Here is a 16,436-nt window from a genome sequence, read left to right as displayed (position 1 = left end):
TCGCGGCCATCCTGCTTTGATCCTTGGCGCCTCCGGCCCACTCGGGCCTGCGCGTTCCGCTTACCCCCAAAGGCGACTGTGTGAGTATTTCTCCAGCAGACCATGAGATGGGTGTTAATTCCTCACTCGCCAACTTCGTGGCCTACATCGAATGAAGTTGTCGTGTACGTTTCGCCTGTCCTAGCGTTGAGCCCTTAAGGCTGAATCGAGCCGCTACTCGGTTCCGTTGCGCTCACGCTGACGCAGGCGCTTCACGTAGGCCTCGTCCAGCAGCTCGTGCGGGCTCAGATCCAACGCACAGTTCGCCAATGAGGCCAATGTCCGGTCTGTGAGCTTGAACCCCCTCGGCAGTTGGCCGTGGTTCTCCGCGCTGTTTTCCTCGATCGAGGCGAACAGTGCCTTGAAGAAGTCGGCATTGGAGGGACGTGTCGCCGCAGTGGCGGCGGCCGTCAGCGGGTCTGTGGCCGCCATCTCCGCCTTCTCCGCATCCGATGCCAGTTCGCGCATGAAGTCACTCAGCGAGGGCCAATACTTCAAATCAAACTGGCCACGAAGTGCATCCAGCTTCTCTTGGACGTAAGACTGAAACAGGTAGTTGTCCCGGGATGCCGCTTCGATCACTTCGCCAACGTGATAGTGGGTTTCGCTGCTGAAGCCCGAGGTGTCGTGCAGGTCTGAGCGCTGTTCCAGCAGCGCCGCCAACTCGTCTGCCTTCCTCGCGATTTGCCGATTGACGTTGGATAGATCGCTGCGTGCAGCGCGAGCCTCCTGCATCTTCTGTGGATTCCAGAAAGCGGCGGTGCTCAACACGAGGCCAAGAAAGACCTGGAGCGCCGGCGGGTGGGAATGGAGCTTTTCGTGCAATTCATCATAGGCGTCCTTCAACTCGACGCCACGCGCCAGCAGTCGATCCGCGACAGCGTTCTCGCTGGGCAGGATGTGGTGTTCGATGTTGTACTGCCTCCCCTCCAAGAGGAGTTTTTCGCAGGCTTGCTGCGGAATCATGGTTTGAGACGAACTCACGGTCTTGTCCTTGATGTTTTAGACCCTTCACAGCGTATTGAACCCTGCCGGATTTGTCGGTACCCGAGCGACTGTCGATGAACCGACTCTGAGGTACCCACGCAGGTGCAGTCCGGGCGTCCCCGGCCACCTGGGAGATGGCCGGTCGCGCTGTCGTGCGCGTAGCGCATCGAGCCGCCTGCAGCGTCTCGCCCCTGCAGGGCTTCCATCGTTCCCTCGCTCCGCTCGGCTGACGCCTCCGGCCCGGATTCCTCGATCCGGGCCTGCGCGCTTCGCTTGCCGTACGGTCGGCGTGTTGGGGGGGCATTGCCTTGTCCAGCCGTCTCCCCTGACTTCATCACCTTGTCCGCGACTGTAGCCCGCGCCCGTGTGCCGTCAAGGCGCGCAGGGCCGTGTCCTCGGCTGCGCCTGCGGGCCGCACCAACCCTGCGCTTGTTTCCTTGACGGTCCCCCGTCCGCGCGCTCCTGACCGTCGCGGGCGATGAACTCAGGAAAGACGGTGGCAACAGGGCCAACCGGGTTCCTCGTGCCGACCGCACCAAACAGCCGAAAGGCTGGGCTCCGAATCTAGGAATCCGGTGTGCGGTTTGAACAGCAAACCCTTTTCGTCAGGAGAAATGCAATGCAACTCGCATCCCGATTCGCTTCCCGTTCCCCGTCGCTGCGCAGCGACTACCCGCTGTCCGACGATCAAATCCGCAAGGTCGCGCCGTCCATCTTCGCGGACGCCCCGCACGAAAGCCGTTCCGAACGGTACGCCTACATCCCCACCGCCGCCGTGCTGGCAGAACTGCGCAAGGAAGGGTTTGAACCCTTTATGGCAGCGCAAACCCGCGTGCGCCACGACGACCGCCGCGACTACACCAAGCACATGCTGCGCCTGCGCCACGCCAGCCAGATCAACGGCGCGGAAGCCAATGAAATCGTGCTGTTGAACTCGCATGACGGCACGAGCAGCTATCAGATGCTGGCCGGAATGTTCCGGTTCGTGTGCAGCAATGGTCTTGTCTGCGGCGACACGGTGGCGGACGTGCGCGTGCCCCACAAAGGCGACGTGGCCGGTTCCATCATCGAAGGCGCTTACGAAGTGTTGAGAGGCTTCGACCGCGTGCAGGAATCCCGCGATTCCATGCGCGCCATCACCTTGAGCGATGGCGAATCCGAAGTGTTCGCCCGCGCCGCGCTGGCCCTCAAGTACGACGACCCCGACAAGCCCGCGCCCATCACGGAATCGCAAATCCTGATGCCGCGCCGCCACGACGACCGCCGCCCGGACTTGTGGAGCGTGTTCAACCGCACGCAAGAGAACCTGACCCAAGGCGGCCTGCGCGGGCGCAGCGCCAACGGACGCCGCCAGCAAACCCGCCCGGTGCAGGGCATCGACCAAAACATCCGCCTCAACCGTGCGCTTTGGCTGCTGGCCGATGGCATGCGCCAGTTGAAAGCCTGAATCCCCACGCGGCAGGGGCAGGCAGCAGCCCTTGCCGCTTCTCTCGCTGCTGCATCCCTAACCGCAAGGAGTTATCACCATGAACGCCGATACCCAAATCGAAACCCGCGCCATCGAAACCGCCGCGCCGCTGGAAGTGGCCGACCCGACCAAGAACCTGATTTTGGTTCCGCTCTCGCAGTTGCTGCCGCGCCGCTCCAAGCGCAACGCGCGGACGACCTCGCGCATGTCCATCCCCGAACTGGCCGCGAGCATTGCCCGCGTCGGCCCGCTGCAAAACCTCGTCGTCATCCTTGCCGCTGATGGCGAGCATTACGAAGTGGTGGCCGGCGACCGACGCCTGACCGCCTTGAAGCTGCTGGCGAAGAAGAAGCGCATCCCTGCCGACTACGAAGTGGCGTGCCTGCTGGTGCCCGACGCTTCGGCCCGTACCGTCAGCCTCGCGGAAAACCTGCTGCGCGAGCAGATGCACCCGGCCGACCAGTTCGAGGCGTTCGCCGCACTGGTCAAGGAAGGCCGCCCCATCGAAGACATTGCCGCCGACTTCGGCGTGACCCCGCTGGTGGTGCAGCGCCGTCTCAAACTCGCCAACGTCTCGCCGCGCCTGCTGGCCGACTACCGGGCCGGAGCCGTCACGCTGGAACAGTTGATGGCCCTGACCATCACCGACGACCACGCCGCACAGGAAAGCGCGTTCTACGGTGCGCCCGAATGGCAGCGTGGCGCGTCCGCGCTGCGCGAACGCCTGACCGAACGCGAAATCGACGCCACGCATCCGCTGGTGCGCTTCGCCGGGCTGGACGCCTACACGGCGGCGGGCGGCGGCATCCGCCGCGACCTGTTCGCGGAAGGCGATGCCGGAACCTACCTGACCGACGCCGCGCTGCTGGAAACGCTGGTGCGTGGCAAGCTGGATGCGCTGGCCGGGGACGTGCGCGCCGAGGGTTGGGCGTGGGTCGAAGCCGTGCCGCATATGAGCTACGCCGAGCGGCAGGCGTTCCAGAACGCGCCGCGCCAGCGCCGCGAACCGAACGCCCGCGAAGCCCGCCGCATCGCCTCGCTGCAAACCCGCCTCGACAAGATCTACGCCGAACTGGAAGAAGCCTACGACGCCGAGGACGAGGACAAGACCGAAGCGCTGGAACCGCGCCGCGAACAGGTTGCCGGGGAACTGCAAGCCGTGGAGGAAGCCTTGCAGGGCTACGCCCCGGATGTGCGCGCCGTGGCCGGTGCCATCGTCACCCTCGACCGCAGCGGCGAAGCCATGATTCATCGCGGGTTGCTGCGCGAGGCCGAAGCCAAGGCGTTGCGCACGCTGGAACGCTTGCGGCAGGGGTTCGGCAGCGCGGAAAGCGAAGCCGGGAACGACGACGAAGGCGAGGACGCCGAACAGCCCAAGGCCGCGAGCCTGTCCGACCGGCTGGCGCAGCGCTTGAGCGCGCACCGCACCGCCGCGCTGCAAATCGAAGTCGCCCGCCATCCGCAAGTCGCGCTGGCCGCGCTGGTGCATGGCATGGTGCAGAGCGTCTTGCAGGACAACCACTACGGCCACGACTTGCCGCTGGGCGTGAGCCTGAAAGTGCAAGACCGGCTGGAAGGCATGGCCCCCGACTGGCCCGAGTCGCCCGCCGCCGTCGCCCTGCGCGAGTTGCAGCAGGTCGCGGGCGAAGCGCTGCCGCAGGACAGCGCCGAACTGTTCGCCGCGCTGCTGGCGATAGAGCAAGGCGAACTGGTGCGGCTGCTGGCGGTATGTGTGGCGGCGACCGTGGACGTGGTGACGCCTCGCGCCACGGCGCAGCAGCCGGGCGCGGAACTGGCGCAGGCTGTGGGGCTGGACATGGCCGCATGGTGGCAGCCCACCGCAGACGGGTATTTCCAGCATGTGCCGAAGGCCGCGATTCTGGAAGCCGTGGGCGATTTTGCACCGTCGCACGCTGCCCGGCTGACGAAGTTGAAGAAGGCCGACATTGCCAGCGAGGCGGAACGGCTGGCCGATGGTACGGGTTGGATGCCCACCATCTTCAAGGCCGAAGGCCCGGAAGCTGCGCCGGAGGAAACGCAGGCGCAGGACGCCCCGGAGGATGCCGAGGCAATGGCGGATGAACCCGCCGAGGCACTGGCCGCTTGACCCGCGCCGAAGGCAAGCGCCCCGGCCTCGACCGGGGCGCTTCGCTTGAAGGAGAAGCCCCCATGGCCCGCACCACCACCAGCCGCCCGCGCATGGCGGCGATCTATGCGCCCGGCGCAGTACGCGCCCGCCGCTGGCACGGCGAAGGCGACGTGCGCGGCTACCGCCCACCCTCGGGCTGGTCGGCCCGCGCCGACCTCACCGACATTCACCCCATCACGGGCCGCGCCTTGCCGCGTGCCATGTGGTGGATTATCGAAACCAAGGAATAACGAGCCGCACCGGCCCCAAGCCGTTCCGCCTTGGGGCCGGTGGTCGAAAATCCGGGCGCGGCGGTGGCCGCGCCCGGTTCCAGCGTCCAAAGCAAAATCGCCACGTCGCCGCCTTCGACCAGGCGGCGACGTGGCGGACGTGCAAGTGCCTTGCGCGCGGTACGGCGATCGGCGCCCGCTGGCGCGGGCAAGGTTTCGATGGCGCCCCGCCGCAATGGGCGGGGCTTGTGGGGCTACGCCCCGGCTTGCTGCGGCAGGTTGTGCCAAAGCGTGCCGTCCTCGACGCTGGCGGTTCGCGCCTGTACGTCACGAAGGACGGTTCACCGACAAGCCACCCGGCTTCGCTATGGCGCATCCACGCCACGCCTCAATCACGTCGTCGCAATCTGCGGCAAGAAGCGTTCTCGCCTGTCGTTGGGGTGTTGGCCTTGCCAGTGTCAGGGCGCAAGCCGGTGAAGCCGTCACGCGGGGATGCCGAGTCGGCCACGTCTCCATTCGGGAGCGGGCGGCCCGTGCGTCCTTGGCTTGTCGTGAATCCTGGCGGTGGCACGGCTGCGCCTTGGGCTTCATGGCCGCAACCTTCCAGCGAAAACAATTTCCCCTGCGCTGCGCGCATTCCTCGCGGGACAAATTCTTTTCGCTTCCAGGTTCTCCACGGTATTGCGACCGCTGCGCGGTGCGGCCAGCCCATCCCCCGCCGGCCGGATCACAACAAGGACGCACTGGCGCGACCTTGTTCAAACCGAAAGGAGAGAAACATCATGGCTAACATCGGCACCTTCACCGCAGAGAAAGACGGCTTCACCGGCCAGCTCCGCACCCTGACCCTCAACGTCAAGGTCAAGCTGGTTCCCAACGACAAGGGCGACAGCGAGAACGCCCCCGACTTCCACCTTCAGGCGGCCGGCCACGAGATCGGCGCGGCGTGGAAGAAGACCAGTGAGGCCGGGCGCGAGTACCTGTCCGTGAGCATAGACGACCCTTCGTTCCCGGCGACGGTCTATGCCCGCCTGATCGAGAACGAGGACGGCACGCACGACTTGATCTGGTCGCGCAGCAAGCCCAAGGCGGCCTGACGGCCGCCCACCGCGCCCCGCCCATTGCGGCGGGGCGCGGCATCTCTCAGTTCCAATCGCTCGCCTGAGCGTTAGGCGAGCGCAATCTTCCGATCTACGCCGCAAAAATCAGCGATCACCCCAACCACCGCCTGCGCCTGTGAAGGCAGTGCGGATGGCGTGGGAGCTTGGGGAGAGAAGGCTGCGGACTCTAACGCAAGTGCCACATCGAACGCCGCTGACCCCGTTAGGTTTCTGGCGAAGAACTCGGCCAACAGATCGGCTTTGACGTTACTAGCCTGTTGCTGAAGTTCCTGTTGCAGCGTATCAGCGAGACCAGGTTGAGCCGCAACGCCTTCCACTAGTGCTGCCGCCATGCGACCGACCTTCTCCGTGAAAGCCTGCCCTGATACGCCGTAGCGTATTCCACGCTCGATGATCTGACGGCGTTGCTCCTGATCCTCAGCAATGAATTCCCTGAGGATGAAGTCCATCGCGATCATGAAATGCGAGCATGAGGCATAGAAGAGTCTCCATGCCCGATTTCCGGAGGCGATTTGGGCCAGCAAATATTCGATGTCTTCAAGCCAGGCATTGCATCCGTCGAAGTTCAAGGAGTGAAGCAGGCGAGATTTGCTTTCTTCATACCTACCACGCCAGTCACCACTTAATCGACCTAGAGAGCCCGATTCAAGATCCGCAAGGAAATCTTCCTCGGTGATGCGCTCCTTGTGGCTGCGTGCGCTATTGGTTAATCGCGAAAGGAACTTACCATCCAATACCCGGACATTGTGTTGGAGGCCAAACTCGCGAACATCCGGCCTAGAATCCGTTGTCGCGACAATGCACGAGTCAAGACCTAGAACTGACTGTAGGCCCTTTGCCCAAAAAATGCGTTCAAGAGCCTGCGGTGTCTTCTTGTTCTTGATGTCGACGCAGATGCGTTCTCTGCTGAGAGGCGAATTGCGCGCGTATAGCCACAGATCGACATCCGTCACATCGAATCGATGGAATGTAAACTTGATGCCTCTGGCAACATAGTAGCCAATGCTTAGGAAATAATTCCGCAGTGCTTCCTCGGCGACAGAGCCCTTTAGTGGTTGGCTTTTCATCGCTTGAGCCCGCCGGTTCGAATTTCTTGGAGCAGGTTGCGCGCCTTCAGTTTCACTGCCTCTGTGGCATTTTTCCGCTGCACCTCTCGATTCAATTCCGGCGCGACGTATTCAGTGATACGTGCACCAGGAATATGCGAAACGCTCTCGGCCGTTATGTCGCCATCTTCGATTACGGCGAGCGCAAGTCGCCCCACTTCTGGCTTCAGGAGCCTCATGGTGAACATGCCGTTATCAGCAGGCGTCACAGCGACGACGCCTTTCAACTCAAGGGCTTGATAGTCGCTTCCAATGGCGGTGGCGGGACCGACGCTATGGCCTGCGATCAGCTTATTCATGAGTGCCGAGACCATCTGGATACGGCCGCGGTAGTAGCTGCTGACGGTCATCCCGTAGGTGAGCGAGGCTACCAGCGCCTTGGCTAAATCCAGCGCATCGTCCGCAATGGAGTTGCTGAATTTGGAGAATGCAGCCGGACGGGTAACGAAGTGGCTCTTGCCCTGATCATTGCCGACAACGCTGACATCGAACAGACCAATGGAGTGAAGACGTGCGAAAAGATCCTGCCCTAGAATCCTGTTAACCGTCTCCAATGGCAGGCAACCTGTTTCTTGAAGCTTCTGATTAACTTCTGTCAGAAGCGCAGCCTCGGGGGCTTTCAAGGTTGATAGAATTGCATTGACCTTCCGCGCATCATCGCGCCGGAACAGGTTGCCATTGAAAAGCAGTTTCTCTTGAGCCGAGATCGGCTCAGAGTCAAAGAAGCCGATGTTGGTCGCAAGATCCAACGTATCACCGACCTCCTTGCGTGAAAGCTTCAAGTGATCGGAAACGACCTCGGCGATAGCTTTGTCCGTCGTGGGCGTCTCGGAGGCAATCTCTGATACGAAGATTACGGCTTCTTCATGTGCCTCGTGGCTGCTTTCATCGAAAATTCTGGATGTGTGCTCAAGCACACTATGTCCAGTCAAGCCAAGGACTTCCACCCCCCCGTTGCCCGGCAGGATTAGTCTTTGCCGCGCGAGTTCGGCAACGATTGCAGGGAGTTCCGTTTTGGGGCTGATGTGGTTGGCACGTGCGAGTGCCTCTAGGCGTTGTTGCGTGACAACGCTTTGCCTTTCCGCAGAGATTGCGGATAACAACGTGCCACTTTTCCCAGCGAAGGCGATCGAGTCGAAATCTTGGTTCGTTGTTGCTTGAAGTTTTCTTGCGTGGTGCAACAGCCACGCGCCTTGGGTCTTCTTATCCATGAACATCCCGTTGCTCGATAGATAGCAGCTCTTGCTCTACTTGCTTAAGCACACGCCTTACCTTGTCCATGTCGTCGCCTGCATAGGCCAGCGTCAGCAACGTGAGCGGATGCACGTCCATGACCTCGCACAGCTCGGTCAGCTTGTGCATGGTCGGGCTTTTCAAGTCGCGCTCCAACGAACTCATGTAGGTACGGCTGGACACGTCGGAGAACGCTTCCTGGCTCAAGCCACGCGCCTTCCTGACCGTCCGTATGGCCGTCGCCAATGAGTGTTTCGCTGCCGCCAACTTGGTTTCCCCTAGAAAACCAAGATGACAGCCCATTGAACCCAATAGGGCTACAATCTATAGTGTTCATTTCTGCGAAGCAATCCGCTTCGTGTCTTTACGGGAATCCGCATGGACGGGTTCCAACAGAATCGGGGCGCCGCATCTGTGTCTTTCCTGGCCTGCGTAATTCCGCTTCTGCGTTTCCGTGCATGTACGGATTCGATGGCTTGCGCCTTCGTGCTTTCCCGCCAAAGCACGCATCCGCTTCAGCGGTTCCGCGCTTCGTTGGAAAATCGTATCCGTGCATCCTCGGATGCGTGGGGATTCGGGGGATGACCCAGCCGCTTGTCACCACTGAACAGCGAGCGCAACTGCTCGCCGTCGGCGCGTGCCGCGCCGACGGCCGGAGCATCGACCCTATGCCAGTGGTGCGACTGTTCACCCCTGACGCGCACGCCACCTGGCTGCTGGCCGCACTCGATCCGGCCGATGGCGATACGGCCTGGGGGCTGATCGACCTCGGAATAGGCATGCCCGGCCTGGGCCATGTGAAGCTGTCCGATCTGGCGTCCATCGTCGGGCCGCGCAAGCAGCCGGTGATGCGTGATCGCTACTTCCAGCCGGTGCGGCGGCTATCGGAGTACCTGCGGCTGGCCGAAGAAAACGGCTCGATCACCGACTGACCAACCCCCAGCAACAACAGCGCATTCTGACTATTTCAGTCTTACCCAAGACCTGCGCAGTCTGAATCCGCACTCTTGCACCGAAGCGGTGCGTTCTGTTGCAAACAGTCATGATCTTTGGTGCGGGCTGCTGCACGGTGCTCCATGCTGCGCGCCATTTTCGTGGCGGCCCAGCCGTCGCATTCAGACGATTTCCGCAATGCCCTGGAGCGAATCAGTCTTGACACCAGCAGTTACAGCTTATCCCGATTTCGATGACGACTTGATGGCGACTCGATAGCTCCCGCACGGCGGAATCCGTGGCGACGTTCCTGCTGAATGACAGGAGGCTGCGTCATGGCTGACCCGAGCGCCGAACACTGGTATCCGACCGCCGCGTATCTCTACACGCTGCACCTCGACGGCCCCGCGCTGGCGTGGGAATACCTGCGTCGCCACCCCGACTACCGCCGCGACTGGCTGCGCCGGCGCCGCCGGCCAGAGGCCGCCGCGCGCTGGGGATTGCGCCTGCTGGAAGATCCCGCCCTGGATGCGCGCGACGCGCATCCGGCTTGGTTCCCTGACCACGATGCTGTCGTGCAACTCTATCCCGATGCCGACCCGCCACCCGATGCGGTGGCCTTCGCGTTCTGGCGCATTCCCGGCCAGAAACGCCTGGTCCACGATGGCAAGCGCCTGGTGCTGCTGACACGATGGCCGGGCTGCTGCCTGCGGCTGGTGATCGCTCCCGGCTTGGCCGACGGTATGGCCTACGCCTATGCCATTCGCGCCTGCGGCGCATCCTGCGGGCGCTATCAGGCACTGGCGGCTGAGCTGGACAAGCTGGCCATCGCTGGCGACACCTTACCCGCGGGAACGGCACGGCCACGGCCGACACTCGCCACATTGCTGGAGTTGAACACGCTCCAGGCGCTCGACGGCACCCTGGCGGGCGCATCCTTGCGCGAAGTGGCCGAAGGACTGTTCGGTGCCGATGCAGTCGCAGACGACTGGTACGCCGATAGCGCCTTGCGCGCCCGCGTGCGGCGACTGGTGCGCCGGGGCGATGCGCTGATGCGCGGCGGCTACCGCCGCCTTGCACAGCTTCCGCCCGTTGCACAGGGACGCGCTGCATCCCATGCAAAACGTCCCTGAGCAGGAAGCCTTGCTTTCTTGAAAGTGCCTCTATCCGGCTGCGTGGTGTGGCCGGGCTTGATGGAGGTACATCCCATGCGACCCGCTCCCTTGCGGCCTGCCGCCACTGCTGTCGCTGCGCCCGTGCAGCCCCAACGCTACCTGACCAACGACGAAGCCGCCGAATACTTGCGGCTGTCGCCGCGCACGCTGGAGAAACAGCGCGTGATCGGCGGCGGCCCGAAGTTCCGCAAGTTCGGCCGCCGCGTCATGTACGCGGTGGCCGACCTCGATGCCTGGGCCGACCAGCGCAGCTACGAGGCCACGTCCGACCCGGAATATGCCGAGCGTCACGCGGGCGACTACCGTGATGGCCGCTGATCGTCGGCTCGCCGGTGGCCATCGTCATGTCCAGCCCATCGCTGCCGTCGAGGCAGCGATCGCAGCAGCGGGAACAGCTCGACCTGTTCCGCGCGCTGCCGGGCGACGGCATGGCGCCGCGCGACAGCCAGGACTTGATGGCCTTTCCGTTCTTCTCGCTGGCGAAGTCGCGGCGCACGGCGCCGATCGACTTCCGCAGCGGGAACATCACCATCCGCGTGGAAGGCACGGCCGAGCACGGCATCGCCACGATATGGGATGCCGACGTTTTGATTTGGGCGGCCTCGCAGATCGTGGAGGCGCGCGACGCAGGCATTCGCCCGTCGCGCTGGATACACGCCACGCCCTACGAAATCCTGCGCTTCATCGGGCGCGGCACGTCCCTCAACGACTACAAGCGCCTGAAAGCCGCGCTCGACCGGCTGCAATCGACCAGCGTGGCCACGTCCATCCGCGAAACCACCGGGCGGCGCTTGCATCGCTTTTCGTGGGTGAACGAATGGCGCGAGCTGGCCGACGCCAGCGGCACGCCGCTGGGCATCGAACTGATCCTGCCGGACTGGTTCTATGCCGGCGTACTCGACGCCGCCCTGGTACTGACCATCGACCCGGCCTATTTCCGCTTGAAGGGCGGTATCGAACGCTGGCTGTACCGCCTGGTGCGCAAGCACGGCGGGCGGCAGGAACACGGCTGGCAATTCGACTTCCGGCACCTGCACCGGAAGTCCGGCAGCGCGGCGCGCTTCTCGGACTTCGCCTACGACCTGCGCGTGCTGGTCGCGCGGCAGTCGCTGCCCGGCTACGTCCTGGGCATCGAGCCGATGCCGGGCGAAAGGCTGGAACTGCTGACCTTCCGGCCCGTGCCGTTCACGGCACGGGGATAACTGAGGGAAAAGGTGTGGACGGCCTCGTGCTATCAGGAGTACAGGGTATCGTGCTATCGGGAGTACGCCTATCGTGCTATCAGGAGTACGAAAACGCCGCAAAGCCAGTAACGGCGCGGGTTTTCGCCCCCTCTAACTTACCTAACTATAAATCTCTAACTTTTAGTAGAAGCGCGCCGTTTCGGTGGACAACCGCAAAACGGCACGGCCAGGCCGGCTTTCCAGCAGGGAGGGCCGCGCCATGATCTTCGCGTTTCTCAATCAAAAAGGCGGCGTCGGCAAGACCACACTCGCCACCCACATCGCCGGCGAGCTGGCGATGCGCGGTCTGCACGTCATCCTGCTGGACGCCGACCCGCAGGGTTCGTCGCTGGACTGGACGCAGCGCAGAAGCCAGCAGGGCTTGCCACGGCTGTTCAGCGCCGTGGGCCTCGCCCGCGAAACGCTGCATCAGGAAGCGCCGGAGCTGGCCCGCCGCGCCGATCACATCATCATCGACGGCCCGCCGCGCATCGCCGCCCTGGCGCGTTCCGCGCTGCTGGCGGCCGAGCGCGTGCTGATTCCCGTGCAGCCCAGCCCGTATGACCTTTGGGCCAGCGCCGAGATGGTGGCGCTGATCCGCGAGGCACAGGTGTTCCGGCCTGCGCTGCGCGCGGCCTTTGTCATCAACCGGCGTGTCAGTACCACCATCATCGGCAGGGAAGCACGGCAATCGTTGGCCGAACAGCCGCTGCCGGCACTGCGCAGCGAAGTGCGCCAGCGCATCGTCTTCGCCGACAGCGTGGCCGCTGGCCGGCTCGCCCGCGAAATCGCGCCCGACAGCGCCGCCGCACGCGAGATCGCCGCGCTCACCGATGAACTGCTGCGGTGGCCGACATGAGCGGCCCGCGCAGCAAGCGCGTCGGCATCGGCGCACGTCCGCCCGCGAATCCGCACGCCGAGGCGTGGATTCGCCAGGGCGATGCCGATGCACTCAACAAAGGCGACCTCTACACCGCACGCCTCACGCTCGACGTGACGCCCGCGCTGCGCGCACGCATCAAGATCGCCGCCTTCGGCCAGGGCGTGACCGTAGCCGAACTGCTGCGCGGTCTGCTGGAACGGGAGTTTCCCGAGAACCGCATGGAGAGCACGCCATGAACGCATCCCTCGCGACCGCCGCGACCGCCGCGAACGCGGCCACGGCTACGCCGCCGCATTCGCTTCCAACACTCGCCGGCCGACCCGGCAACGTGCCGATGACCCGCGTATCGCTCGCCTACATCGAGCCGCGCTTCAAGCTCTATCTGCGCTTCGGCGAACCTGCGCGCACGCTGCGGCTCGACCGCTGGCGGCGCTGTGCGGTGTTCCTGCCGCGCATGGTGTTCTGCCGTATCCGCTGGCAAGCCAACGACTACGGCACGATCCGCTGGCAGCTCATGGTGATGCAAGCCGCCACGCCGCTGGACGACATGCAGCGTATCCCTGGCGTGCGGCCAGGCGCACGCCTGCTGCTGCACGCCGAAGGCGAAAACGCGGTGCGTGCCGTGCTGGAACGCATCGACGGCATCGAAGGGCAAGGCATCGCCGCCATCGACGTGTCGCCCGCGTACTGGCGCACGCTGGGCAACCGCCTGGCGGCCCGCCTGGCGCTGCCCGAATACACCGCCGAGCGGCACGCCGCCCGGCTGGCCGGAAAGGCGCTGCCATGACGACCCAATCCAACACCACATGCACGCACGAAGTCGCGCCGCATCCTCGCTCGCGCCTGCGCGTTCGCATCGTGCTGGCGGGCTTCGCTGCCGTCGGCCTCGCTGCGCTGGCCTGGGCGGCTTTCGTGTCGCCGCTGCCGCGTCTGACCTACAACCCGTCCGACAGCGTGGCGATCGGCTGGTATCGCATCGAACCGTTCGACCCGCGCACCGCCTCGCTGCCACGTCCGTTGTCCGTGGACAGCATCGTGCTGGTGCCGCTGCCCGACAGGGCCGCCATGCTGGCTGCGCAGCGCGGCTACCTGCCGACCCGCGTTCCGCTGCTCAAACGTGTGGGCGCAGTCGCGCCGCAACACGTTTGCATCGTCGCCGGGCAGCTACGCATCGACGGCGTGCCTGCGGCCGCTGCGCTGCCTGCCGACCGGCTGGGCCGGCCGCTGCCATCCTTGCAGCTTTGCCGCCGCCTCGAACCGGGCGAGCTGTTCCTGTTGAGCGTGACCAATCCGGCGTCGTTCGACAGCCGCTATTTCGGCCCGGTCAGCGCATCCGCCGTGATCGGCGTCGCGCACCCGGTCTGGCTGAAGACACGCCCATGATGGCCGCCGATTCACTGCACGTTGCCGTGCCTCTCATCGTGCCATCGGGCATGCCGTTCCGGCTGCCGCCGCCGTGTCGTCGCGCGTGCAGCGCGGGCGCATTCGCGCCGCGCTTCGCGCAACATCCGGCGCAGCCGTCCAGCGTGCAGGCGTCTTGCCTCGAACGCGCCCGGCCTGCGGCCATTGGCGCGTTCGCCGGCGGGCTGGCTGCAAGCAGCGCAGCGCCGCCGGGCCGCCGACGCCCGGAGCGACAGCGAGGGGCAAAGGCGGAAGGCAAGACAAAAGGACGTGGCACCGGGCCGCGTCGAAAGCCAGTCTGCACATGGGGGTGGCGCGGCACGGAGCGGCTTCGCCGCCGTGCCGCGTTCGGCGCGAAGGTCGCGCCAATGCGGGCATGTCCGCGTGCTTCGCACGACCGGACACGCCAGAGCTTGCAGGGAGAACGGCCATGACCGACCGCCGCGACGACGATTTCCGCGTGCGCCCCAGCGCCCCGAAGAACCGGGGTAAGGGCCAGGGGCAGAGCTTCGTTTCCAAGGTGCTCAAGCAGGCCGGAAAAGCCAGCAGCGGCAAGTCGGCGGTGCGCCGTCCTGGGGCGGCTGCCACCGGCCAGCGTCCCGGCTCACGCCTGGGGCGCGGCCATACGGCGGCGCGCTTCGCCGGCGCGAAGCTGACGCCCATGTCGCGGCGCGTGACCATCAAAACCTTGCTGGTCAATCACCAACGGGCCAGCCCACAGTCGCTCGCCAAGCACCTGCGCTACATCGAGCGCGACGGCGCGGGTCGCGATGGCGAACCGGGCCGGGCCTACGGGCCACAGGCCGACGAAGCTGACCTCGATGCCTTCAAGGAACGCTGCGCCGATGACCGCCACCATTTCCGCTTCATCGTCTCGCCGGAGGACGGGGCCGAACTGGACGACCTGCGCACCTACACCCGGCATCTGGTGGATCGCATGGAAGCCGACCTGGGCACGCGGCTGGATTGGGTGGCGGTCGATCACTGGAACACCGACAACCCGCACACCCACCTGATCGTGCGCGGGCGCGACGACACCGGCAAAGACCTCATCATCGCGGGCGACTACATCGCCGATGGCTTCCGCCACCGCGCCGCCGAGCTGGCGACCGAATGGCTGGGGCCGCGCACCGAGCTGGAGATCCAGCAGACCTTGGGGCGCGAGGTGGAACAGGAGCGGTGGACGAGCCTGGATCGCACCTTGAAGCGCGAGGCCAGCGACGATGGCCTGGTGCATGTCGAACGGCTCAACGAACCCCGCTTGCAGCGCCAGCGCCTGCTGCTGATCGGCCGCCTGCAGCGCTTGCAGCGCCTGGGCTTGGCCGACGAGGCGCAGCCGGGCTCCTGGGCCATCCATACCGATGCCGAGAAGACCTTGCGCGCCCTGGGCGAGCGTGGCGACATCATCCGCACGATGCAGCGCGCCATGAGCGGACAGCCGCGCGAGCTGGCGGTGTTCGAGCCGGGCGATGACGGCCGCACCATCTTCGGCCGCGTAGCAGCCAAGGGGCTGGCCGACGAACTGCACGACCGCGGCTATCTGGTCATCGACGGCGTGGACGGCAAGGCCCACTACGTCGCGCTGAACGCCCGCGACGAGCTGGCGAACTATCCGACCGGCGCCGTGGTGGAGGTGAAGGGATCGGCCGACGTGCGCGCCGCCGACAGGAACATCGCCGCGCTGGCGAGCGATGGGCTGTATCGCACCGATCATCACCTGGCGATTGAGCAAGGCCGAGCCAAGCCCGGTCGTGACCCGCAGGAAGTCGTTGCGGCCCATGTCCGCCGACTGGAAGCCCTGCGCCGGGCCGGCATCGTGGAGCGCGTGGCCGACGGGCTATGGAAGGTGCCGGACGACCTGGCCGAGCGTGGCCGCCGCTACGACGCGCAGCGCCTGGGCGGTGTGGCGGTGGAGCTGAAATCGCACCTACCCATCGAGCGGCAGGCCCGCGTCATCGGCGCCACTTGGCTGGATCAGCAGTTGATTAACGGCGGCCGAGGCTTGGGCGACCTGGGCTTTGGTGGCGAGGCCAAGCAGGCGATGCAGCAGCGTGCCGACTTCCTGGCCGAACGGGGGCTGGCCGAGAAGCGCGGCCAGCGCGTGATCCTCACCCGGAATCTGTTGGCTACGCTGCGCAATCGGGAATTGGCGCAAGCCACGAAAGACATTGCCGCCGACACCGGACTGGAGCATAGGCCCATCGCCGACGGTCAGCGCGTGGCCGGCATCTACCGTCGCTCGGTCATGCTCGCCAGCGGTCGCTACGCGATGCTCGATGATGGCATGGGGTTCAGCCTGGTACCGTGGCGGCCGGTGATCGAACAGCGGCTGGGGCAGCAACTCGCCGCGACGGTGCGCGGTGGCGGGGTGTCCTGGGAGTTTGGGCCTCAGCGCTGGCCTGGCATCGGATAGAACTGTTGCTCATAAGCAAAGCCCCACCAACCGCCTTGAAAAGCGCCACCGCATCCTGCGGCCAATGCACCTGTGAGCGCGGTATGCTCGACTTCT

Annotated in this window: 17 protein-coding genes; 13 read left to right on the top strand and 4 right to left on the bottom strand. The window is 65.0% G+C overall.

From position 1 onward, the window contains the following. Window positions 1–213: 213 nt before the first annotated feature. On the bottom strand, window positions 214–1,023 hold the full coding sequence (locus ACZLIF_RS13805; protein WP_014646110.1) for a hypothetical protein: 810 nt from the start codon (window positions 1,021–1,023) through the stop codon (window positions 214–216). Between the two features lie 622 nt (window positions 1,024–1,645). Between ACZLIF_RS13805 and ACZLIF_RS13800 the strand changes: the two genes are divergently transcribed. From ACZLIF_RS13800 to ACZLIF_RS13785, 4 genes are all read left to right on the top strand, one after another. Beyond that, the gene (locus ACZLIF_RS13800; RefSeq protein ID WP_014646111.1) at window positions 1,646–2,473 is read left to right on the top strand and encodes a DUF932 domain-containing protein; all 828 of its coding nucleotides are present in this window, start codon (window positions 1,646–1,648) and stop codon (window positions 2,471–2,473) included. 79 nt (window positions 2,474–2,552) lie between these two features. Next, on the top strand, window positions 2,553–4,601 hold the full coding sequence (locus tag ACZLIF_RS13795) for a ParB/RepB/Spo0J family partition protein (protein ID WP_014646112.1): 2,049 nt from the start codon (window positions 2,553–2,555) through the stop codon (window positions 4,599–4,601). Window positions 4,602–4,663: 62 nt separating this feature from the next. Beyond that, window positions 4,664–4,873 carry a hypothetical protein gene (locus tag ACZLIF_RS13790; RefSeq protein ID WP_014646113.1) on the top strand — a complete coding sequence of 70 codons (210 nt, stop codon included), beginning with the start codon at window positions 4,664–4,666 and terminating at the stop codon, window positions 4,871–4,873. Between the two features lie 761 nt (window positions 4,874–5,634). Next, on the top strand, window positions 5,635–5,949 hold the full coding sequence (locus ACZLIF_RS13785) for a DUF736 domain-containing protein (protein WP_014646114.1): 315 nt from the start codon (window positions 5,635–5,637) through the stop codon (window positions 5,947–5,949). 71 nt (window positions 5,950–6,020) lie between these two features. Here the strand turns inward: ACZLIF_RS13785 and ACZLIF_RS13780 are convergent, their stop codons facing one another. From ACZLIF_RS13780 to ACZLIF_RS13770, 3 genes are read right to left on the bottom strand one after another with little or no spacing between them, the layout of a single operon-like run. Beyond that, a complete protein-coding gene (locus tag ACZLIF_RS13780) occupies window positions 6,021–7,040 on the bottom strand; it encodes a hypothetical protein (protein ID WP_034010234.1) in 1,020 nt (339 codons plus the stop codon). Continuing rightward, window positions 7,037–8,290, bottom strand: a complete 1,254-nt coding sequence (locus ACZLIF_RS13775) for a hypothetical protein (protein ID WP_034010257.1) — start codon at window positions 8,288–8,290, stop codon at window positions 7,037–7,039. Before ACZLIF_RS13775 ends, ACZLIF_RS13780 begins: the two co-directional genes overlap by 4 nt. Further along, entirely contained in the window at window positions 8,283–8,519 is a 237-nt protein-coding gene (locus ACZLIF_RS13770) for a helix-turn-helix domain-containing protein (protein ID WP_014646115.1), read from the bottom strand. Before ACZLIF_RS13770 ends, ACZLIF_RS13775 begins: the two co-directional genes overlap by 8 nt. Window positions 8,520–8,893: 374 nt before the next feature. Between ACZLIF_RS13770 and ACZLIF_RS13765 the strand changes: the two genes are divergently transcribed. From ACZLIF_RS13765 to ACZLIF_RS13725, 9 genes are all read left to right on the top strand, one after another. After that, window positions 8,894–9,244 (top strand): DUF2958 domain-containing protein, encoded by a 351-nt coding sequence (locus tag ACZLIF_RS13765; protein WP_034010237.1) that lies wholly within the window; start codon window positions 8,894–8,896, stop codon window positions 9,242–9,244. Window positions 9,245–9,580: 336 nt separating this feature from the next. Next, window positions 9,581–10,378, top strand: a complete 798-nt coding sequence (locus ACZLIF_RS13760; RefSeq protein WP_014646117.1) for a DUF2285 domain-containing protein — start codon at window positions 9,581–9,583, stop codon at window positions 10,376–10,378. A 75-nt stretch (window positions 10,379–10,453) separates the two neighbouring features. After that, entirely contained in the window at window positions 10,454–10,738 is a 285-nt protein-coding gene (locus ACZLIF_RS13755) for a helix-turn-helix transcriptional regulator (RefSeq protein WP_014646118.1), read from the top strand. A gap of 14 nt (window positions 10,739–10,752) precedes the next feature. Next, window positions 10,753–11,622, top strand: coding sequence for a replication initiator protein A (locus ACZLIF_RS13750; RefSeq protein WP_014646119.1), 870 nt, complete (start codon window positions 10,753–10,755; stop codon window positions 11,620–11,622). Window positions 11,623–11,863: 241 nt separating this feature from the next. After that, complete coding sequence (parA, locus tag ACZLIF_RS13745) at window positions 11,864–12,502, top strand: ParA family partition ATPase (RefSeq protein WP_014646120.1); 639 nt, start codon at window positions 11,864–11,866, stop codon at window positions 12,500–12,502. Continuing rightward, on the top strand, window positions 12,499–12,762 hold the full coding sequence (locus ACZLIF_RS13740) for a hypothetical protein (protein WP_014646121.1): 264 nt from the start codon (window positions 12,499–12,501) through the stop codon (window positions 12,760–12,762). The genes parA and ACZLIF_RS13740 overlap by 4 nt, the downstream gene beginning before the upstream one ends. Next, window positions 12,759–13,313 carry a DUF2840 domain-containing protein gene (locus ACZLIF_RS13735; RefSeq protein ID WP_478462047.1) on the top strand — a complete coding sequence of 185 codons (555 nt, stop codon included), beginning with the start codon at window positions 12,759–12,761 and terminating at the stop codon, window positions 13,311–13,313. Before ACZLIF_RS13740 ends, ACZLIF_RS13735 begins: the two co-directional genes overlap by 4 nt. Beyond that, window positions 13,310–13,909, top strand: coding sequence for a S26 family signal peptidase (locus tag ACZLIF_RS13730; RefSeq protein WP_014646123.1), 600 nt, complete (start codon window positions 13,310–13,312; stop codon window positions 13,907–13,909). Before ACZLIF_RS13735 ends, ACZLIF_RS13730 begins: the two co-directional genes overlap by 4 nt. A 448-nt stretch (window positions 13,910–14,357) precedes the next feature. Further along, window positions 14,358–16,340: a relaxase/mobilization nuclease and DUF3363 domain-containing protein gene (locus tag ACZLIF_RS13725; protein ID WP_014646124.1), complete on the top strand. Its 1,983-nt coding sequence runs from the start codon at window positions 14,358–14,360 to the stop codon at window positions 16,338–16,340. The last annotated feature ends 96 nt before the right edge of the window (window positions 16,341–16,436 follow it).

This window comes from Stenotrophomonas sp. 2201_Sma (assembly GCF_056486685.1).
Note: the sequence above shows the minus strand (reverse complement) of the source record. Positions and strands in the feature narration are given on the sequence as shown.

Excerpts from the sequence above, each read along its gene's own strand:
- ACZLIF_RS13780 (WP_034010234.1), bottom strand. The coding sequence starts at position 7,040 with ATGAAAAGCCAACCACTAAAGGGCTCTGTCGCCGAGGAAGCACTGCGG.
- ACZLIF_RS13790 (WP_014646113.1), top strand. The coding sequence starts at position 4,664 with ATGGCCCGCACCACCACCAGCCGCCCGCGCATGGCGGCGATCTATGCG.
- ACZLIF_RS13760 (WP_014646117.1), top strand. The coding sequence starts at position 9,581 with ATGGCTGACCCGAGCGCCGAACACTGGTATCCGACCGCCGCGTATCTC.
- ACZLIF_RS13755 (WP_014646118.1), top strand. The coding sequence starts at position 10,454 with ATGCGACCCGCTCCCTTGCGGCCTGCCGCCACTGCTGTCGCTGCGCCC.
- ACZLIF_RS13735 (WP_478462047.1), top strand. The coding sequence starts at position 12,759 with ATGAACGCATCCCTCGCGACCGCCGCGACCGCCGCGAACGCGGCCACG.
- ACZLIF_RS13730 (WP_014646123.1), top strand. The coding sequence starts at position 13,310 with ATGACGACCCAATCCAACACCACATGCACGCACGAAGTCGCGCCGCAT.
- ACZLIF_RS13740 (WP_014646121.1), top strand. The coding sequence starts at position 12,499 with ATGAGCGGCCCGCGCAGCAAGCGCGTCGGCATCGGCGCACGTCCGCCC.
- ACZLIF_RS13785 (WP_014646114.1), top strand. The coding sequence starts at position 5,635 with ATGGCTAACATCGGCACCTTCACCGCAGAGAAAGACGGCTTCACCGGC.
- parA (WP_014646120.1), top strand. The coding sequence starts at position 11,864 with ATGATCTTCGCGTTTCTCAATCAAAAAGGCGGCGTCGGCAAGACCACA.
- ACZLIF_RS13795 (WP_014646112.1), top strand. The coding sequence starts at position 2,553 with ATGAACGCCGATACCCAAATCGAAACCCGCGCCATCGAAACCGCCGCG.
- ACZLIF_RS13765 (WP_034010237.1), top strand. The coding sequence starts at position 8,894 with ATGACCCAGCCGCTTGTCACCACTGAACAGCGAGCGCAACTGCTCGCC.
- ACZLIF_RS13775 (WP_034010257.1), bottom strand. The coding sequence starts at position 8,290 with ATGGATAAGAAGACCCAAGGCGCGTGGCTGTTGCACCACGCAAGAAAA.
- ACZLIF_RS13725 (WP_014646124.1), top strand. The coding sequence starts at position 14,358 with ATGACCGACCGCCGCGACGACGATTTCCGCGTGCGCCCCAGCGCCCCG.
- ACZLIF_RS13800 (WP_014646111.1), top strand. The coding sequence starts at position 1,646 with ATGCAACTCGCATCCCGATTCGCTTCCCGTTCCCCGTCGCTGCGCAGC.